An 18,230-nucleotide genomic window follows, 5' to 3' on the forward strand; every position below is an offset into this window, starting at 1 on the left:
CAATTAGCAACAAAACTAACTATTTTTTCCTCGCCAGGTCTGAATTACTTTGCCTGTAATTTGTCGATCGCGCCATAGTGTATTGTTGGCAGGAGATTTAAGATTGTTACTGCTGGCTAACCAAGTTTGGGTGGGAGCAAATAATACTAGTTCGGTTGCGTCTAAAGCAGAAATTGGCAGGGTGGCTCGCTGCAAACAACTAAGGGGACGACTGCTAAGGGCTTTCCATAGTTCTAATGCCGTCCACTCACCGCTACTGACAAACCTCTGCCATAACAAAGGCAATGCTATTGACAAACCAACTACTCCAGGTGGTGTCTGTGCGAATGATACTGTTTTTTCTTCATAGGTATAGGCGCGATGGTCGATGGCGATCGCATCGATGATGCCCTGTTTTACCCCATCAATCAAACCAAGGCGGTCGTTTTTATTTCCCAGTGGTGGTTCGAGACGCAAATTGGGATCGTAGCTGTCGAGCGTCTCGGTATCGTGCAGGAGGTGCATCCAGGTAGTGCTGGCAGTAATTGGTACCCCACGTTGTTTGGCACTGGCAATTAGTTCTACACTGCGTTGAGTAGAAACCCGCATAATGTGGACGGGTGTGTTAATGGCGGCAATAATTTCTAAAGCGGCAGCAATGGTTGCCGTTTCAGAATAAGCAGGATTACCCAGTAAACCCTGACGTATAGAAGCAGCTCCTTCTCTGGCAACACCCATACCGCTGAGAGGTTTGTCGGTTAGAGCGATCGCTACTGGTTTTTGCCAGGGTTTAATGTATTCCAGCATTTGTTTGAGCAAGTAAAGTTCGCCCAAATTATATTTGCCTGTGAAGCCAACAGAGGCTGTTTTAAGTTCTGCTAGTTCGTTCATTGTCTGGGTATTGGCAAAAGCAGCCGCCCAAAAATGAATTTGAGGTAAGGTAACATCTCTACTGCATAAATTTTTGCTTCTCTGCTGTAGAGATGCCAGTATGTCGGGATTATTGATGGCGGGAACCGTATCGGGAAGAATGGCTATTTGAGTAAATCCTCCTGCTGCCGCCGTTTCTGCTAACTCTTGTAAGGTTTCTCGGCTTTCGTTTCCAGGTTCTGCACTGTGACTGTACAAGTCAACCAGTCCCGTACCCAAAACCATTCCTCTGGCATCGACTACTGCTGTATGTTGAGGATAATTGGTTAGAGAAGTTTCTATAGTGGCAACTCTACCGTTAACGAGTAACACGTCTTGCTGGCGATCGCTGTTGGCTACAGGGTCGATGATTCTAACCTGCCGTAATAATTTTGCTTCCTCGTTCATCAAACTTTAGAGCGAAATTTTTGCTAGTTAATTCTATCAACGCTTATCGACTGTTGTTAATCTTTACTAATTAATTGCACCATTAAGTCTATAAATGCGTTTATATCGATTGGTTTGTTGATGTGTCTGGCAAATCCCGCTTCCATACTTTGTTGACGATCTCGTTCGGTGGCATGGGCAGAAAGAGATATTGCTATAACTTCTATTTCTAGTTCTACAGACAAACTTTGTATTTTTTGCAGTAATTGATAGCCATTCATCTCGGGCATACTAATATCGCTAATTAAAAAGTGAGGCTTAAACTCTTTAAATATTTCTATAGCTTCACTGCCCGATGCTACCGCTTTTACTTCGGCATTTTCCGCTTTGAGGATAAACAGCAGCATGTCGCGAGAGTCAGCATCGTCATCAACTACCAAAAATTTAGTTCCCGTTAAATTAGTTGGCGTCAATTTAACCGTTTCTGCTGGCTCGATTTCTAGGCAACTACCGCTTATTGGCAGGGTAACGGTAAAAGTCGCTCCTTTTCCTTTACCAAGACTTTCTGCCTTTACGGTTCCGCCATGTAGTTCGCTTAGATGGCGAACGATTGCCAAACCCAATCCCAATCCGCCAAAATTGCGGGTATTGCTGCTTTCTGCTTGACGAAAGCGCTCGAATACATAGGGCAAAAAGTCAGATTCGATCCCAATTCCCGTGTCGATAACTTGAATTTGAGCGCGAGCAGCATCACCCTGCAGTTTGATAGTTATCCGCCCACCCTCGCTGGTAAATTTGATTGCATTGGTCAGCAGATTCCAGAGGATTTGCTGTAGACGGGCTAAGTCTCCCAAAACTCGACCGACATTGGGGTCAAATATAGTCAGAATCTCAATTGATTTAGCTTCAGCCGCTAGCCTTACGGTTTCTCGGGCATCAGCAATGATAGAGCTTAAGTTGACTGAAGTTAGTTTGAGTTCTAGTTTTCCCCGCAGAATCCGCGATACATCTAATAAATCGTTAATAAGCTGCAACTGTAGGGTGGCGTTTTTGTAAATTGTGTTTAGTCCCGTAGTTATTTGCTGTGCTTTGAGTTTGCCATCGATTAACAGTTGCGACCAACCTAAAATAGGATTGAGTGGGGTACGCAGTTCGTGTGAGACAATCGCTAAAAATTCATCTTTTAGCTGGTTGGCGTGAAGTAAATCTTCTGTTTGTTGCCGTAGTTCTTCTTCTAGTTCTTTAATGCGGGTAATATCTGTATTGGTACCATACCACTTAATAATTTCTCCTTTTTCGTTGCGCAATGGTCTACCTCTACCTAAAAACCAGCAGTAGGTTCCATCAGCTTTACGTAAACGCGCTTCCATATCGTATTTTTTTCCCGAACGTACCGAGTCCATCCAAGTTCTATTTAGCCGAGAGAAGTCGTCAGGATGTACCATTGTCACCCAACCACGCTCTTGTATTTGTGCTAGAGTAGCACCCGCATAATCCTGCCAACGTTGATTGATATAGTCTACGGCACCGTTTGGGGTTGCCGTCCAGATCTGTTGGGGAATTACTTCAGTAATTAGTTTGAGTTCGTATTCGCTTTGCCGTAGGGCTTGTTTGCTTGCTTCGCGATCGCTGACATCAATACCCGATGGAATCAAGTATTCTACTCGTCCATTAGGATCGAATAGAGGAAAAATACTAAAATCAACTAAAATATAGTTTTTTGATGTCAATCGAACTACAACATCATAACGAACCACTGCTCCTGTTGCTGCCCTTTTAATAGCCCGATTTAACTGCGCTTGAACTTCAGAATCATAAGACCACCAATAAGTTTCGGCAAACGGTTTGCCTATGACATCTGCCGCTTGCAACTTAGCAGCTGCTAAAGCCGTACGATTGGCTTCAATTAATACTCCGTCAGGTGTCATTACGCCGACAAAGCTGGTTAAACTGTCCAAAACACGTCTTAGGTGTCGTTCGCTGTTCTGTAACTTTGCTTCTACTAGTTTGCGCTCGGTGATATCGAGATTGATGCCGCTGAGACGAATTGGTTTACCATAGTCATCAAAGGTCACATTGCCGATACCCAACAACCAGCGAATTCCTTTCTGGGGATGAAAAATCCGAAATTCGATTCGTAACTCCGCTTTCTCACCAGCTAAAACCTTTTCTATTTGCCGATTGGTTGATTCTAAATCCTCTGGATAAAGAGTACGTTCCCAATCTTGAAATTGCAAGGGATTGCATTGGCGATCGATACCATACAAATGGTAATTTTCTGGCGACCAAAAAACTTTATTAGCAGCAATTTGCCAAACCCAGAAACCTGCTTTGGCACTTGATAGTGCTAGTTTGAGCAGTTGTTCTTGTTCTTGTTGTTTTTGTTCTGCTTCTTCTAGAGAAGTAATATCTCTAGAAATACCAATAACTCCTAAAATATTTCCCGTTTCGTCGCGCCAGGGATATTTACTAGTAAGTAGCGATCGCATCGTATCTCGATAGGGAACTTGTTCTTTGTAAGCAATAAACTCCCCACTTTTGATTACCAAACGGTCTTTTTCTATAATCGATCGAGCGATTTGAGGCGGAAACAAAGCAGCGTCATCTCGCCCCACTATCTCTGAAATCTTAATATTTAACCAGTCAGCTGCCGCTTGATTGGCGATTACATAGCGACCTTGTAAATCTTTGACATAAATTACGTCGGGAGTATCGTTAATAATAGATTGCAAAATATTATTAGTTTTGACTAACTCGGCTTCGGCTTGTTTGCGTTGAGCGATCTCTTCGGCAATACCCAAGATCTGATGTACAGAATTATCAGAAGTGCGACTAAACACTCGATCTTGACTGCGAAACCACCGCCATTCTCCATTTTTATGACGCAGGCGATATTCAAATGGATACACCGCTGACGATCTTGAGCGATGAAGCTGCTCGATATGAGAGACAAAGCGGTCGCGATCTTCAGGATGCATTAATCCCTCAATAAAATTTGCCCCCATAGCCAGTATTTGTTCTGGGGTATAGCCCAAGCGGTCGTATACTTGAGAATTAACAAAAAGACTGCGTTGGGCGATCGCGTCAAATAAATACAGTATTCCTGGTATAGCATCGGCTACTTCCTGGGTAAATAAAAAAGGAGTATGTATCGGCTCGGTTGGCGTAGCTTCTGACTTGGCAATCTGTTCGCTAATATCGCTAAAAGTGACTACTACAGCATAAGGCAGGCGATCGCCCGATTGATATAATGGCTGAGAGTCAATAGATAACCAGACTAATTTTCCACTGGGTTGATACAATCCCATTACTACAGCAGAATGTGATTCGCCAGTAGCGATTGAAACGTTCCCTGGATGAGTTTCTGGTAAAAAAAGAGAACCATCTTGATGAATTGTTTGCCAGGGAGGTTTAAAGGAAGAAGTACCCATTAGTTGCTCGACGCTGTAGCCTAAAATCTTGACTGCGTCTTCGTTACAGCCTTGAATGCTACCGTCTGCTAACTGCAACAGCATTCCTTTTGATGGGTTAGAATTTGAGACGCGAGCAATATCTGTGTCCATCCTGCTAACCGTAACCTGTAGTAAATTTATTTTAGATAAAAAAAAGCATCTGCTATGCGAGCAAACCTATATTTTTTTTGTGTTTGTCATCGAGCGTCTTTACTAAACTGCCTTTATTTGAAAACCATAGTTTTTTGTTTTTTCAGGTAAAAAAGTTGCCTGACAAAAGCAATTGATGCCACAATCCAATAACGTATTGCTATAGTAAGTATGCAACAAAAACGTAGCAAACAGTTTGAAGTTAAACGCTCTGTTTTGTCGTCAAGCAAGATAAACTTTATCTATCATCCCATTTACTCGATTTTTCTGCTGCTTTTAATTTTTTATTTTTATTTACTTGAGAAGGAACTATTTCTAATTGACGATAGGCAGATTTATCGGTTTGTTCGCCCCGACGGCGTTCGGAAGTTCTCTCTTCGCTAGTGTTTTCGGTAACTACTTCATAGAGAATTGCTTGTTTGTGGTTGGTTTTTCCCTTACGTAATACTCTACCGAGTCTTTGAATATATTCTCTTGTCGAACCCGTACCAGATAAAATGACGGCAATTCGAGCCTCAGGTACATCGACACCTTCATTAAGTACGTGGGAGGCCACCAAAGTTTTATAGTCTCCTGTTTTAAATCCCTGCAAAATGTCGTGACGTTCTTTAACGGGTGTTTGATAGGTAATGGCAGGAATGAGAAACTCTTGCGAGATGCGATAGACAGTAGCATTATCATTAGTAAAAATTAAAATTGGTTCGGGAATGTGGCGTTCGATTAAGTCAGACAGAATTCGTAATTTAGCCTCGGTTCCCAAAGCAATTTCTTTGGCTTCTCGATGTGCTAGCATTGCTTTTCTACCCAATGGCGATCGCGCACTGGCTTTTACAAATAGCTGCCAACCTTCGAGACTGCCCAGAGAAATATTTGACTGGCGTAAAAAATTATTGCGCGTGGCGATTGCCGCGTCGTATTTTTTTCTTTCTTCTACGGCTAATTCGACTCTAATTTGCACTATTTTGTGCTGTGCTAAAGCTTGTCCAGAAAGTTCGGCAGCAGTTTTGCGATAGACAATTTTACCGATCAGGGTGTCTAAATCGCGATGGGAACCGTCGCTACGTTCGGGCGTAGCTGTCAAACCCAACCGATAGGGAGCGATCGCATATTCGGCGATGACTTTAAAATAGTCGGTGGGTAAATGATGGCATTCGTCAAAAATTTGTAAGGCGTATCGATTACCCAAAGTTTCGGCATGAATTGCCGCACTGTTATAAGTAGCAATTAAAATTGGCGTGCGATCGCGCGAACCGCCACCCAACAAACCTACTTCAGCATTGGGAAACGCAGCTTTTATCTGAGTGTACCACTGATGCATCAAGTCTAAAGTCGGCACGACGATCGAGGTAGTGCGAGGAGTTGCCTGCATTGCCAACTGTGCCAAATAAGTTTTTCCTGCTGCTGTCGGTAACACTACCACTCCCGTTCTGCCATTTCGTTTCCATGCCTCTAATGCCTCTTGCTGATGGAGATATGGTTCTAAATTGGTTTGGGAGTCGAGTTGCAGATTATAAAATTCACTGGCTTCGTCAACAAACTCTTTATTGTCTGCTTGTAAAGCTTCTACTAAGGGACGATAATAAATTGCAGGAATACGAAACTTTTCGACGCGATCGTCCCAAGTAGCAAAATCTAACCAGGCTTTACCTCTTGGAGGCGGATGTAATAGCAAAGTTCCTCTGTCAAATTGCAGTTTTGGAGCGCGGGGCATAGCAGCGAACAGTTTAATTGACTATTTATTATCAATATCATGATTAGGCACTAGGCACTAGGCTTTAGGAAAAAGACATTTAGCATTTAACACTGTTCATTGCTCATTGTTTTCAGCGTATATCTCGATACCAAATATTCCTAGAGATGACAATTCAAGTTAAGCTGAAATATAAGCAAACTATATTTGAGTAAAAAAATTATATTTTTATGATGCAACCGCGATTGTTAACAGTACTGTTAGTTTCGGGTTGGTTGTGGCTAGCAAGTTGGGCAATTGCTCCAGCAGCAGAAGCTCTAACCTCTATTAAGCTTTCCGATCTTTCCTACGAACCCTGTCCCGAAGCAATGCAGGCAGAAGGCAGCGTCAGCAGCGGTACCATGCAGCCAGTCAACTGCTTTTTAGTTAAAGGAAAAGCAAAAAATCCTTCTGGTAAAACCGTTGTCGATGCTGACGTATTTGGGTACATTTATGACGCGAACGAAAACCCTGCAATGGAAAACCGTGGCAGAATTGGCACTCTCGAACAAGTACCTCCTGGAACCAGCGATTTTTCCATTAGAATTGACGTTGCTGCCAACCAACCAACTCCTCTAAAACTAGAGCATTTTAAAGCTTCTGGTTTTGCTGGAAAAGTACGTCCTTACTATTATGATGATTTTGAATATTAGAAATATAATCCTGCGGTTTGCGTTAGTGGCACTAAGGATTGCTGAATGAATTGTAAAACCAAAAGTGCTAAAATCGCCGAAATATCAATGCCGCCTATAGGTGGGATAATCGAACGAAATATATTGAGATAGGGATCGGTTATAGGACTTAGGAAAGACATAATTTGCATTGCCCAAGATGCAGTTTGAAACCAGGAAAGCAAAATTCTGACGATTAGTAATACCCAATAAATTTGCAAAAACTGAATTAGGCTGGCAACTATTAGTTCCATAAATTAAATTTTCTCCGTTATATATAAAAACAATTGCAACTAGATTTTCGATTATCTATACCATATTTTAAAGTATAAGTTATTAGCAGCGAGCAGTGAATCAGTGCTAATAAGCAATCGACGTTGAGCTTTTTGTTTATCTTTGCTCCTACTTTCTATGTCCATTCTTAATTACACAATTTATAACTAACCCTCGAACGCTAGTTGCTTTCTGTTATCTGTCTTACTACTGTTAAAGCAGAATAGCTCACTCCTGCCGTACCTTCGCCAGGATGGGTAGAGTCTCCCACCAACCATAAATTTTTAATCGGAGTGCGGTTGGCAAAACCAAAAGGTCCAAAAGTAGATATTCTTTGTCCTACGCCGCCAACTATGCCTTTATCTCTAGAGGTGAATTTTTGAAAGGTGCGGGGGGTAGCTGCTTCAACGTGAATAATATTATCGTCAGTCAGAGCGAAATATGTTCCCAAACGAGCGATCGCTTCTTGGGTATACTGTTGTTTTAGTGTCTCGTAATTTTCCGAATGCCACCACAAATCGACATCGGTAAAGGTCGAAGCAATCAAAGTCGCGTAGCCTTCGGGGGCGCGTCCGTCTCCTGGCTTGCTAACCGAAACAAATAGCGAATTATTTTCGCCAATAACGCCTTCTTCATCGTAAAAAAACTGAAGATGAGGCGGGCAGTTTTGAGGAATAGCTTCGCGTTTGACACCCAAATAGATTACAAAAGCACCCGATGGTTGGGGTAATTTATCTACTCGGCGTTGAAAAATATTTAATAGTTTGTCTCTCCAACCGTAACCAGAAACATTTGTATCTATTAAAGATACTAAATTTTGAGCGGTAACGTTAGCAATTACTTGCTTTGCTGGTATAGTTTTAATTTCTCCTTGGCGATTGCGAACCGTTACTCCAGTTACTTTACCTGCTTGGGTGTGTATTTTCTCTACACTATGACGCATCAATAACTTACCGCCATATTTTTCTAATCCCGCTACCAGGCGATCGCTCAATACCTGCATACTGCCTTGAAGATGAAATAATCCTTGGGGAGATTGTGATACCGCCAATGCTGTAGCGGCATACAGCAAAGCTGTTTCATCGGCATTTACTTGAGAATAAAGCTTGAGTTGCAGATCGAGAAAAGTTTTCAACCGTTTATCATCATACAAGCCGTAGATTTTTAAAGCATCACCAACCGTCATCAAAGTAAAAGGTACGGTGATTAAAGTATCTAGTCTTACTGCCGAGACTAACTGCCACAAATCCCAAGGACTTCGGGGTGGTAACACGGGATCGCGTTTCTGAAATTGCCAACTAGCCTCAAACAAACGTCTCATCAACCGCCAAAATGTTTCGCTATTAGGAAATTGTCTGGCTCTTTCCTCTTGCCAGCGCCCAACATCGCGCCAGACATTAATCGGTTGGGTTTCTCCTGGCAAAAATACCGCACAGGCTGGATCGCAATAACTAGCTTTTGGCGGTTCGATTTCCAATTCTTGAAAAATACGGTGGTGAATACCTCCAGGTTCTAATCCCGCTACCTGAGTCGCACCAACATCAAAAGTAAAACCACGACGTTTGAAAGTAGAAGCACAACCACCAGGAACGATCGCCCCATCATAAATTGTTACTCGATAACCACGTTTGGCAAGCAACGCTCCAGCAGTCAGACCACCTATTCCCCCACCAACAACAACTATCGAGTTTTGTTTGCTATCTGCCGCCAATGCCATAAAAGTTTTTTTACATTTCTTAATATATTATGACAAAATTTTCGAGCGATAAGTGAAGACAGGGATATTAAGCTTGATATTTTTAATAGCTACTAACGCTAAAATTAGTTTGTTTGAATAGCTTTTAGGCAGGAGAAACAAACATCAGATAACTCCTAAAACGCTAAAGTTTAGTTTAAATAAAGTTTAAAACTTAAATATTCATTATTCCATAAGCTACCGTTGACAATTCGTTAGTATTAAATATTGTTTTGCTGCTCTAACTGAAGGCACGTATTGCATTAAGTTATATCTATTAATAGTTAGAATTTATAATTTTGCGGCTATTTCTATAACGTTACTTTAGATAGAGGCAACTATTAGCCATTTTTTTATACTGGTATAGTTAGTTTACAATTACTTAATTCCGCTAGGTCGAATGCATTCAATATTGCCAAATATCTTCAAACCTGCTTTTTAGATAATTTAGTTGGCTTTTATTTTGTAAGCGATCGCTCATCTTTTTAATTAGCAAGATGTAATGTGGAAATTTGCAATTTAACGATTTTTAAAACCTTTTAGAGGAACTAAAATTATGAAGAGAATTATTAATCTAATCCGTTCTTTCCAACCCCGTAATTTATTAATTGTTTTATTGGCTAGTTCGTTACTTATCTTTGGTACTGCCTGCAACCAAGGTCCAGCAACCGCTTCTGATAAAACGGTCGGCGAAGAAATAACAGCTAAAAGCGATCGCGGTTACGATAGTCTCGATGCCAGAGATTCGGCTAAAGGTGGCATGAACAACTACAATGACGATGTTCGCTATGACCAACCTTTAAAATCTACAGGCAAAACACCAAATGAAAAAGCTAAAACTTTAATCAATCAAGCAAAGAGCCAGGTTAATAGTCAAGACAACCCAGCCGAATTTGCTGAAGGTGTTGGCGAGCGTGCGGGCAAATCTCTAAAGCAAGCTCAAAAAGAAATTCCTCAAAAATTAGGAGAGCGTAAAGACGAGTTGGTCAACGCAACTCAAGATAAAGCTAGCAATCTTAAAGGAAAGTTAGAAAATTTACCAGAAAAAGCTTCTAGAAGTTTAGATGAAGCGGGCGATCGCGTACAAAAAACTCAAGCAGAACTTTCTAACTAGAATACAAACTAGCTAGTTTTAGTGTAGTTAAATACAACAAATTAATTTAATTCATGCAGGGCGATTGCCCTGCTATTTTTGTGGAAGTGTCATTTACCTAAATAGGCTTCTAAAACCCGCTCGTTGTTTTGAATTTCTGTTGGCGTACCTACAGCCAGATTAGTACCTTCAGCCAACACCCAAACGCGATCGCACAAACTCATGATTACGTCCATGTTGTGTTCGATAATCAAAAAAGAAATTCCCTGTTGATTCCATCTTTCAACATGTTGACAAATTTGTTCGATCAAAGCTGGATTGACTCCTGCTGCTGGCTCGTCTAGTAAAATCAGTTTGGGATTGGTCATTAAAGTACGCGCTATTTCTAATAGCTTTCTCTGCCCACCTGATAATGCTCCCGCATAATCGTACGCTTTTTCAGCCAAACCTACCGATTCTAAAATATTCATTGCTCGCTGTTTATTTTCTCGTTCTTCTGTTCTCAGTTGTGATTGTTGAAACCAGATTCTAAAAAAGTTTTCTCCAGTTTGCCTGGGTGTTGCCAAGAGCATGTTTTCTAATACTGATAATTTAGACAGAACTCTGGCTACCTGAAATGTACGAACTACGCCTTTAACAGCAATTTCGTGAGTTGGCAGATGATGAATGGGAGTATCTTCAAAAGTGATGCTGCCGCGATCGGGTTTAATAAAATTTGATAGTAAATTAAATAAGGTAGTTTTGCCCGCACCGTTAGGACCGATCAAGCCTGTAATGCTTCCTGTTTCAACAGCTATTTTGACATTATTTACCGCTTTGATTCCGCCAAAGCTTTTGGACAGTTCTTTAGCTTTTAATATAGAAGTGGAGTTAGAGTTTTCTCTCGCCATTTAATTACAAAATTAGTCTTAGATTAAACTTAAATACTGTAACTTTAACAATAAGATTATCTTTTTTAAAGTATTTTTTATTGATAAAAAATTGCTATGTTTTTTGAATTTTGGTGTTATGGTGTCAATCTAGTGCTGCCGCCCAAACACAGGAGCCAAACAACTACAATTAACCAATGAAAAACTACAGGAGTCCACAAAGAACCGCTATCGAGATATAAATAGATACAAGATATACCCAAACCAGTAGCCAGAAGCAAAAAAATTGGATTGGTAAAAGTTTTTGCACCTGCTGTATATAAAGTAAAACCATTAACTGGATGATAGATTACAAATGTCAGTAAACTAATTAAAACCCAAATCAATACATAGTTTACTCCATGATTTTCTTCAGGATGAGGTAGCAGCAAAACACGAAACAAGATTTCCTCGCTAATTGCAGGAGCTAGCAGAGCAGTAAATGTCACACGACTAATACTTATCCAGTTCTGTTCGACTGCAAATGTTAAAAACTTAGTTTTAAAGCCAGTTACTAAGGCTAAAAGAGCATAAATAAATATTGCCATTATTAAATGCTCTATAGCCTGTAAGTTTGGTAGTCTAAGTATAGCCGTAACTACTCGGTGCTGCAAAATATTTACTATATTGAGAAGAAACGTAGTCATCTCTATTACTTCTGTCTGAGCTATTAGTTTATTAAAACCTTAAAATTTAATTTTTAAAATCTTTTAGTTTAATAATTTGGTGACAACCAAACAACTGTCCTCTTAAGAAAAGACATTAGATTATATTGAATCTAGATTAAATATAGTCTTATCTAAAAATTTGGTTCGTTAATGGCTAACCTCAAACAAGATTCTGTAAAAAGTAATATCGATTTTAAAAGATCTGATTCCATACATTCTCACGTCTCTCCTTGGTTAGCACGAATACTCTATCCCCTTGGTGGCTATTTAGTTTTGCCTTTTTTCTTTAAAAAAATTGTTATTAACGGTAGACAAAACATTCCTAAAACTGGCGCGATTTTGGTCGCTCCAACACATCGTTCTCGATGGGATGCTGTGATAGTTCCTACTGCTGTGGGTAAAACAGTTAGCAAGCGAGATGTACATTTTATGGTTACTACTAATGAAGTAAAAGGATTGCAGGGTTGGTTCATTCGCCACATGGGCGGGTTTCCCGTCAATACCGAACGTCCTCAAATTGATAGCGTACTTCACAGTATTGACATCTTACAGCAAGATGACAAGATACTAGTAATTTTTCCTGAAGGAAATATTTTTCGCGAAGATACCATTCAACCATTAAAAAGAGGAGTAGCTTCAATTGCTCTAGAAACCAAACTCAAGGAACCCGAACGAGATGTAAATATACTACCTGTCAGCATACGCTATAACGAGCGATATCCTACTTGGGGTACCAGAGTAAAAGTTGATATTGGTTCGCCTTTAAAGGTTCTCAGTTGCGATCGCAAATCCCTACGCAGTAGTTCGCAAAAATTAACAAAATCTTTACAAGCACGACTGCAAGAATTATACGAAAGCCAGTCGGCATAAAAAGCGATCGCTCATTAGTAAAACTTAACTTTCCCAAATTAGAGCCTACAAATTTCGAGTGATACATTTTTAAATAAGTTTTAGACGCTATAATCGCTAGCGTAATAAACTATATATTAAGCTTACGACATCAATCAGATCGACGTTTGCAGCAGTAATCCATCTTAGATCCAATGGGGCTTTAAAAACGCGATACAGGTTCGCAAGGACGTGACACTGGAATTTATTTTAGTGCTTGAGGGCAGCATTCCCTGGCAAGAGAATGCCGCTTTTATGAAGGAGTAATCTGTAACTTTTATGCGAGCGTGTGAATTTTAGGTTGCTGACAACTTAAAATTGCTGCAAGCAAAAGCTTTCAAAATAATGTCAGAGTAATGTTTAGTTTAGTCGTTATTAAGGGAACTATGATCTTGAAGCTATCAGCTTTAGCAATTTATAGCAAAATTCATCCACTTAGAGCGGTCAAACTAATTTAGTTGTCCGTCTTTATAGAGAGTGTAATTTGAAGGCTAAAACATCTAGCCTTCAAATGAGTTTTGTATTTGTCTTAGAACCTGTAAGTAGGATAAACTCTCGTAAAGCAAAACTTACTCAGCGCAAAAAAGTATGGAGCGCGAATTTAAGCCTAAAACATTTATGCCAAATTCTGAGCCGAGAATTCAATGCTCGAATCCCCACTGTGTAGCTTCTAATTTGTTAGAAGCCGAGCTTTGTCATGTCTGCAAAACTCCAATAACCAAACGCTACTTATGGGCATTTGAAGAAGCAATATCTCCAGAGCAAATTAATCGGTTAATAGGCGGTCGTTACTTAGCACTAAGTAATAAGATTTTTTTAGATACCAAACCGAGACTATCTCCTCAGATTCCCGATAATATCCCACCAAACATAGTAACTTATTTGCAGTTGTTCTCTCTCTATCCTCATATTCCTCAAGTTTACGGTCAACTAGAAGGTACAGATGTATGGTTGTTAGACTTCGGAACGGTTCCTACTACCGATACAGGTAAACTAATTGCACCAATGATTCCCAGAATCACAAATTTGTGGCATCAAGCAACAGCATTACAACAGCTAAATTGGTTGCACCAACTGGCGAAATTATGGCAGCCTTTAACAGAAAAACAAGTCGTTTCAAGTTTGTTGGTACCACAATCGATTGGAATTAATGGCTTACACGTTCAATTACTCCAGCTAGAATTCGACCGCGATCGCTCGATTAGCTTGCAGGATTTAGGTCGAGTGTGGAAAAAATACCTTAAGTCCCGCGCTCCTGAAATTGAATCGGTGTTAGAACGAATATACGACCTATTAGAGCTAGGTGCGATCGCCACAGTAAGTCAGTTAATAGCAGCATTAAATCGAGCGATCGAGTTAGTTAGCAAGTCTTATGAATACTCTTATCAAATTTATGCTACTTCCGATACGGGACCCAATCGCCAAAAAAATCAGGATGCAGTTTTCCCGCCTCAAAACAAACTGATAAGCATTACAGGAACAGAACCAGCTTTAGCTATTGTCTGTGATGGTGTAGGAGGACATGAAGGAGGAGAGATTGCCGCTACTGAAGCGATCGAACAGTTGCGATCGCGTATTTATAAACTTTCTGAAAGTAATGACAGTCAAAGTTCAGAAACTATAATCGCCAAACTGATTGAATTTATCAACAGTACCAACGATGCTATCAGCAAACGTAACGATAGCGAACAGCGACAAGAAAGGCAACGAATGGGTACTACTCTTGTCATGTCACTATCTCGCGCTCATGAAACCTATCTCGCTCATGTAGGTGATTCTCGCATTTATAGTATCACTTCAACGAGTTGTCATCAGCTTACCGTTGACGACGATTTGGCATCGCGAGAAGTACGACTGGGTTATGCAGTTTACCGCGATTCTGTTCAGTATCCTTCTGCGGGTGCTTTAATCCAAGCCATAGGAATGCGAGATTCGATGTCGCTACACCCAAATATACAGCGGCACTTTGTCGATCGCGACTGTATTTTTCTCCTATGCAGTGATGGCTTGAGCGATTTCGACCGAGTCGAGCAATACTGGAAACAAATAGTTTTACCCGTTTTAGATGACAAAAAAGATATTGCTACTTCGGTTAAAACTTTAATTAGAATTGCCAACGAACGAAATGGACATGACAATGCTACAGTAGCTTTGGTACATTGTCGAGTTAAACCAAAACCCAACTCTACTCAAGTCAGGGTTTCATGGTCTGAGATCGAACCTGTTATTAGCGAATCTGTTGTATCGGCACCGCTCGCGCCAGAAACGAGATCGTTACCCGATACTAAAACTGTAGATACCTCAGACGATTTACCAACCCAAAAAACAGAAATAATTGAAACTAAAAACTCTTCACAACTACTAAAAACAGTCGCCTTAATCTTGTCTGCATTAGTAACAATATTGTTATTGTATTTTTATTTGCAACCCGAACCAGGCGATCGTAATGACTCAGAAACCGTACCTGAAACTTCCGAACCAGAAATAATTGAATAAAAAACGACGTTTTTTTTAGAGAATTGGTATAAGCTTTGAAAAATATTAAAATCCTAACTTAACTACGGCTATATATATTTATATATTTTTCTTAACCTAAAAAATCCTAATAGAATAGCACAAATAATAATTCCTAAGCTAGGACTAAATTCGAATGGAACAGCTTTGGTAGTTTGAACAAAATTATATTGAAAATTTAGTGCGCTAGGTGCATTATTGGTAGTAAGAGATATAGACTTAACATTTTTAACATTGACTTCGTTATTATCAATTTTATTATAGTTAAAAGCGGTATCTCTACCGACTCCTTGAGTGTAACCAGCTACACTTTCATTGTACTTAGGCACATTTTTTATAATACTTCCAGAATCGTTTTCAATGTCGGTAACGATAAATTCTAAATTAGCTGTTTGGTCTAAAAAAAGAACGTTTATCAAAAAGGCATTATCGCCATTTTTAGTTAAATCTATACCATTGCCACCAAAACCACTAATTGGGTCACCACCGTTCCAAGTAAAAGTAGCTTTAGATTGTACACCCGATTGAGTATCTAAGTAAGCAGTTTCATTAGTAATCTCTACCTGAGAGCTTCTTTCACCGCTCAAAATCTCAAGCTCTATATTGCGCTGTCCGCCAATAATATCGGAACCGCTAGTAGTAACACTGCTAGTAATAGATCCCTTTCCTGTTTGTACGAGAGGATCTTATGGAGTAGTAAACAAATCTATGGTCACACCCATCGCTGGAGTAGAGATTAATCCTAAAAGTAAAGTGCTAAATCCTAAGTTTAAAAAATTAAACAATTTCATTTGTTTCAATTTAATTTGTATATAGTTACTACTTTGCTGTTTTAGTCAACATTACTTTAAACTAAAGCCGAATGTTTTCTATCCGTATATTTACAAAAAAATATTAGTTTAACCTTTAATTTTCGGTATTTTTATGGAATTTATTTCTTATTGGCAAAAACTAGCAACCAATTCTGTAATTATCAACTATTTTTCCGTAAAAACACTTGGTTGTTTAAGTAAATATAACTAAAAATATTATATTTACTTGAGGTTTTTATTAGAGCAGAGTATAACAGCAGAAGTATTACTAATTAAATGCAGTTAATTGATTGAAAAATCGAAACTGTGTTCGTTTATCTATGTTTGTCTATTTACCAATTAAAGATAAACGAAATTTCTTATTCGACTGTTTTAGATTTGCTGTCAATCGCAATAGTTATTGCTTAAAGTGTATGCGTAAATTATTAACTTCTGTTTGTTGTGGTGTGGTATTTTTGCCAATTTCTAGTTTGAGTGCCTTCGCAAATACTACTGTCGAATTGCCCGAACAATTATTATCTTTAGACAATCGGATGCCAAATGGCGATCGCCAAAGTACGGTAACTGCAAAGCAAGACTATTTAGCTCAAAACCAGTGGGTGACAGATTCTACATTTCTAAGTCCTAAAGTGGCTCAAGCTGATGGAGAAACTGAAGAAGTTGCCGATAGTTCTTGGACGGACTCAGATGCCAAACAGGATGAAGTAGAAGAAGTAAAATTTAAATTACAACAGCTTAGCGAGCGTAATTTTACCCCCAATCGAGGTGCGCCAGCCTTAACAATTGCTAATCCTTACGGTTTTGGTTCCGACCGAGGTTTTTATTCAAGTCTAAGCTATCAAACTGATACGCGCTTTGGCAACGATAGCGATGGCGATGCAACTATGGGTTTTGGTTTTGGGGTTGGAGATGCTCGCAAAGCTGTAGGTGCAGAACTCAGCTACACTCTAGCTAGTTTTGGCAATAATCGTGATTTTGGTACTGGTGGTTTTAATGTCAAGGTTCATCGTCGGCTCTCAGAGGGTTGGGGTGTTGCTGCGGGTTGGAATAGCTTTCTTTCTGTAGGTGACGATAACGACTTACAAGATTCTTTGTACTTGACGACTACCAAAATTTTCAAAACCAGAGAAAATTTAGATTCTGCTTTTAGTCGCATAGCGGCAACTGTTGGAGTTGGTAACGGACAATTTCGTACCGAAAGTGCTATCGAAGATGACGAAGAACAGTTTAATGTCTTTGGTAGTTTGGCTTTTCGTGTAGCTCCTCCAGTTAGTTTTGTTACGGAGTGGACAGGACAAGATTTGGCACTAGGTCTGTCAGCATCACCGTTTAGAACTATCCCCGTCACGATTAATGTAGGCGTAAGAGATCTTACTGGCGCTGGAGATGGAGCGCGTTTTGTCGCGGGTGTTGGCACATCATTTTAATTAAATCAAACTTTAGATTGAGGATTCAATTATGCAATATAAACAATGGCTCTGGAAAAGCTCATTTGCCGCACTTGTGGGGATTGCTTTTACAAACCCAGTTGCTGCCCAAACTAATCAGTCAGATACTTCGGGTCATCAGACCTACAATGCACCTTTCGTTACCATTGGTAGTGGTGGGACTAGTGCTAGTGCGCTGAGTAGAATTAGAAGACGAGCTTACAATCCTGCTACGGGACAAATTAGTTTTGGTTTTGAAGGCTTTACTGGAGAATTTAGTATCGACCCAAGAGTTATAAGCAGATTTGACAGTAGTATTTCAAAAGGGTGTGTAGGCGAATCTTGTCAACAAGCATCGCTCGGTGAAACTCAAGAAATTACCCTTAACGAAATTGCCGAATTGTTAGAACTCGATCTAGATAGCTCTATAGAACAGCTAGCGAGGGCTGAAGATGAAGTGCAAAAAGCTGCTTTAGAACCAAGACGGATTGTAAGAAGGAGCAGTCAAGACGCATGCGTCAATCCTTACATTAAAGCTAGTCAAGAAGTCGAAAGCAAATTAGAGCAGTCGAAGAAATTTATCGAACAAGTAGATCCGATTGAACCACAAAACGAACTTTGGTAGTGAGGAGAAA

14 protein-coding genes are annotated in these 18,230 nt (G+C 39.9%); 6 read left to right on the forward strand and 8 right to left on the reverse strand.

Translation table 11 applies throughout. From position 1 onward, the window contains the following. Positions 1-15: 15 nt before the first annotated feature. From KV40_RS15495 to KV40_RS15505, 3 genes are all read right to left on the reverse strand, one after another. Entirely contained in the window at positions 16-1,296 is a 1,281-nt protein-coding gene (locus KV40_RS15495; protein WP_036483312.1) for a dihydroorotase, read from the reverse strand. A gap of 56 nt (positions 1,297-1,352) precedes the next feature. Then, a complete protein-coding gene (locus tag KV40_RS32205; RefSeq protein ID WP_052055674.1) occupies positions 1,353-4,838 on the reverse strand; it encodes a PAS domain S-box protein in 3,486 nt (1,161 codons plus the stop codon). 277 nt (positions 4,839-5,115) lie between these two features. Beyond that, complete coding sequence (locus tag KV40_RS15505; protein ID WP_036483314.1) at positions 5,116-6,588, reverse strand: DEAD/DEAH box helicase; 1,473 nt, start codon at positions 6,586-6,588, stop codon at positions 5,116-5,118. 212 nt (positions 6,589-6,800) lie between these two features. On the opposite strand from KV40_RS15505, the gene KV40_RS15510 reads away from it, so the two are divergent. Further along, on the forward strand, positions 6,801-7,259 hold the full coding sequence (locus KV40_RS15510; protein ID WP_036483316.1) for a hypothetical protein: 459 nt from the start codon (positions 6,801-6,803) through the stop codon (positions 7,257-7,259). Here KV40_RS15510 and KV40_RS15515 read toward each other — a convergent pair. Further along, positions 7,256-7,531, reverse strand: a complete 276-nt coding sequence (locus tag KV40_RS15515) for a YggT family protein (RefSeq protein ID WP_036483318.1) — start codon at positions 7,529-7,531, stop codon at positions 7,256-7,258. The two genes, KV40_RS15510 and KV40_RS15515, sit on opposite strands and share 4 nt — an antisense overlap. 200 nt (positions 7,532-7,731) lie before the next feature. Beyond that, complete coding sequence (gene crtD / locus KV40_RS15520) at positions 7,732-9,267, reverse strand: C-3',4' desaturase CrtD (protein WP_036483320.1); 1,536 nt, start codon at positions 9,265-9,267, stop codon at positions 7,732-7,734. A gap of 574 nt (positions 9,268-9,841) precedes the next feature. Here crtD and KV40_RS15525 point away from each other — a divergent pair. After that, complete coding sequence (locus tag KV40_RS15525; protein WP_036483322.1) at positions 9,842-10,399, forward strand: hypothetical protein; 558 nt, start codon at positions 9,842-9,844, stop codon at positions 10,397-10,399. A gap of 89 nt (positions 10,400-10,488) precedes the next feature. On the opposite strand, the gene KV40_RS15530 is transcribed toward KV40_RS15525, so the two are convergent. Together KV40_RS15530 and KV40_RS15535 are read right to left on the reverse strand one after the other, a co-directional pair. Continuing rightward, positions 10,489-11,268, reverse strand: a complete 780-nt coding sequence (locus KV40_RS15530; RefSeq protein ID WP_036483325.1) for an ABC transporter ATP-binding protein — start codon at positions 11,266-11,268, stop codon at positions 10,489-10,491. Between the two features lie 116 nt (positions 11,269-11,384). Continuing rightward, a complete protein-coding gene (locus KV40_RS15535; protein ID WP_036483327.1) occupies positions 11,385-11,933 on the reverse strand; it encodes a type II CAAX prenyl endopeptidase Rce1 family protein in 549 nt (182 codons plus the stop codon). A gap of 171 nt (positions 11,934-12,104) precedes the next feature. Here KV40_RS15535 and KV40_RS15540 point away from each other — a divergent pair, with 171 nt between their 5' ends. Together KV40_RS15540 and KV40_RS15545 are read left to right on the forward strand one after the other, a co-directional pair. Next, positions 12,105-12,824 carry a 1-acyl-sn-glycerol-3-phosphate acyltransferase gene (locus KV40_RS15540; protein WP_036483330.1) on the forward strand — a complete coding sequence of 240 codons (720 nt, stop codon included), beginning with the start codon at positions 12,105-12,107 and terminating at the stop codon, positions 12,822-12,824. Between the two features lie 606 nt (positions 12,825-13,430). Beyond that, complete coding sequence (locus KV40_RS15545) at positions 13,431-15,338, forward strand: PP2C family serine/threonine-protein phosphatase (RefSeq protein ID WP_052055675.1); 1,908 nt, start codon at positions 13,431-13,433, stop codon at positions 15,336-15,338. A gap of 68 nt (positions 15,339-15,406) precedes the next feature. On the opposite strand, the gene KV40_RS15550 is transcribed toward KV40_RS15545, so the two are convergent. Beyond that, complete coding sequence (locus tag KV40_RS15550; protein ID WP_036483334.1) at positions 15,407-15,943, reverse strand: hypothetical protein; 537 nt, start codon at positions 15,941-15,943, stop codon at positions 15,407-15,409. Positions 15,944-16,581: 638 nt separating this feature from the next. Here KV40_RS15550 and KV40_RS15555 point away from each other — a divergent pair. Together KV40_RS15555 and KV40_RS15560 are read left to right on the forward strand one after the other, a co-directional pair. Then, positions 16,582-17,595: a hypothetical protein gene (locus tag KV40_RS15555; RefSeq protein ID WP_036483829.1), complete on the forward strand. Its 1,014-nt coding sequence runs from the start codon at positions 16,582-16,584 to the stop codon at positions 17,593-17,595. Between the two features lie 31 nt (positions 17,596-17,626). Further along, a complete protein-coding gene (locus KV40_RS15560; protein WP_036483336.1) occupies positions 17,627-18,220 on the forward strand; it encodes a hypothetical protein in 594 nt (197 codons plus the stop codon). Positions 18,221-18,230 lie beyond the last annotated feature (10 nt).

The organism is Myxosarcina sp. GI1 (assembly GCF_000756305.1).
Taxonomy (GTDB): Bacteria; Cyanobacteriota; Cyanobacteriia; order Cyanobacteriales; family Xenococcaceae; genus Myxosarcina.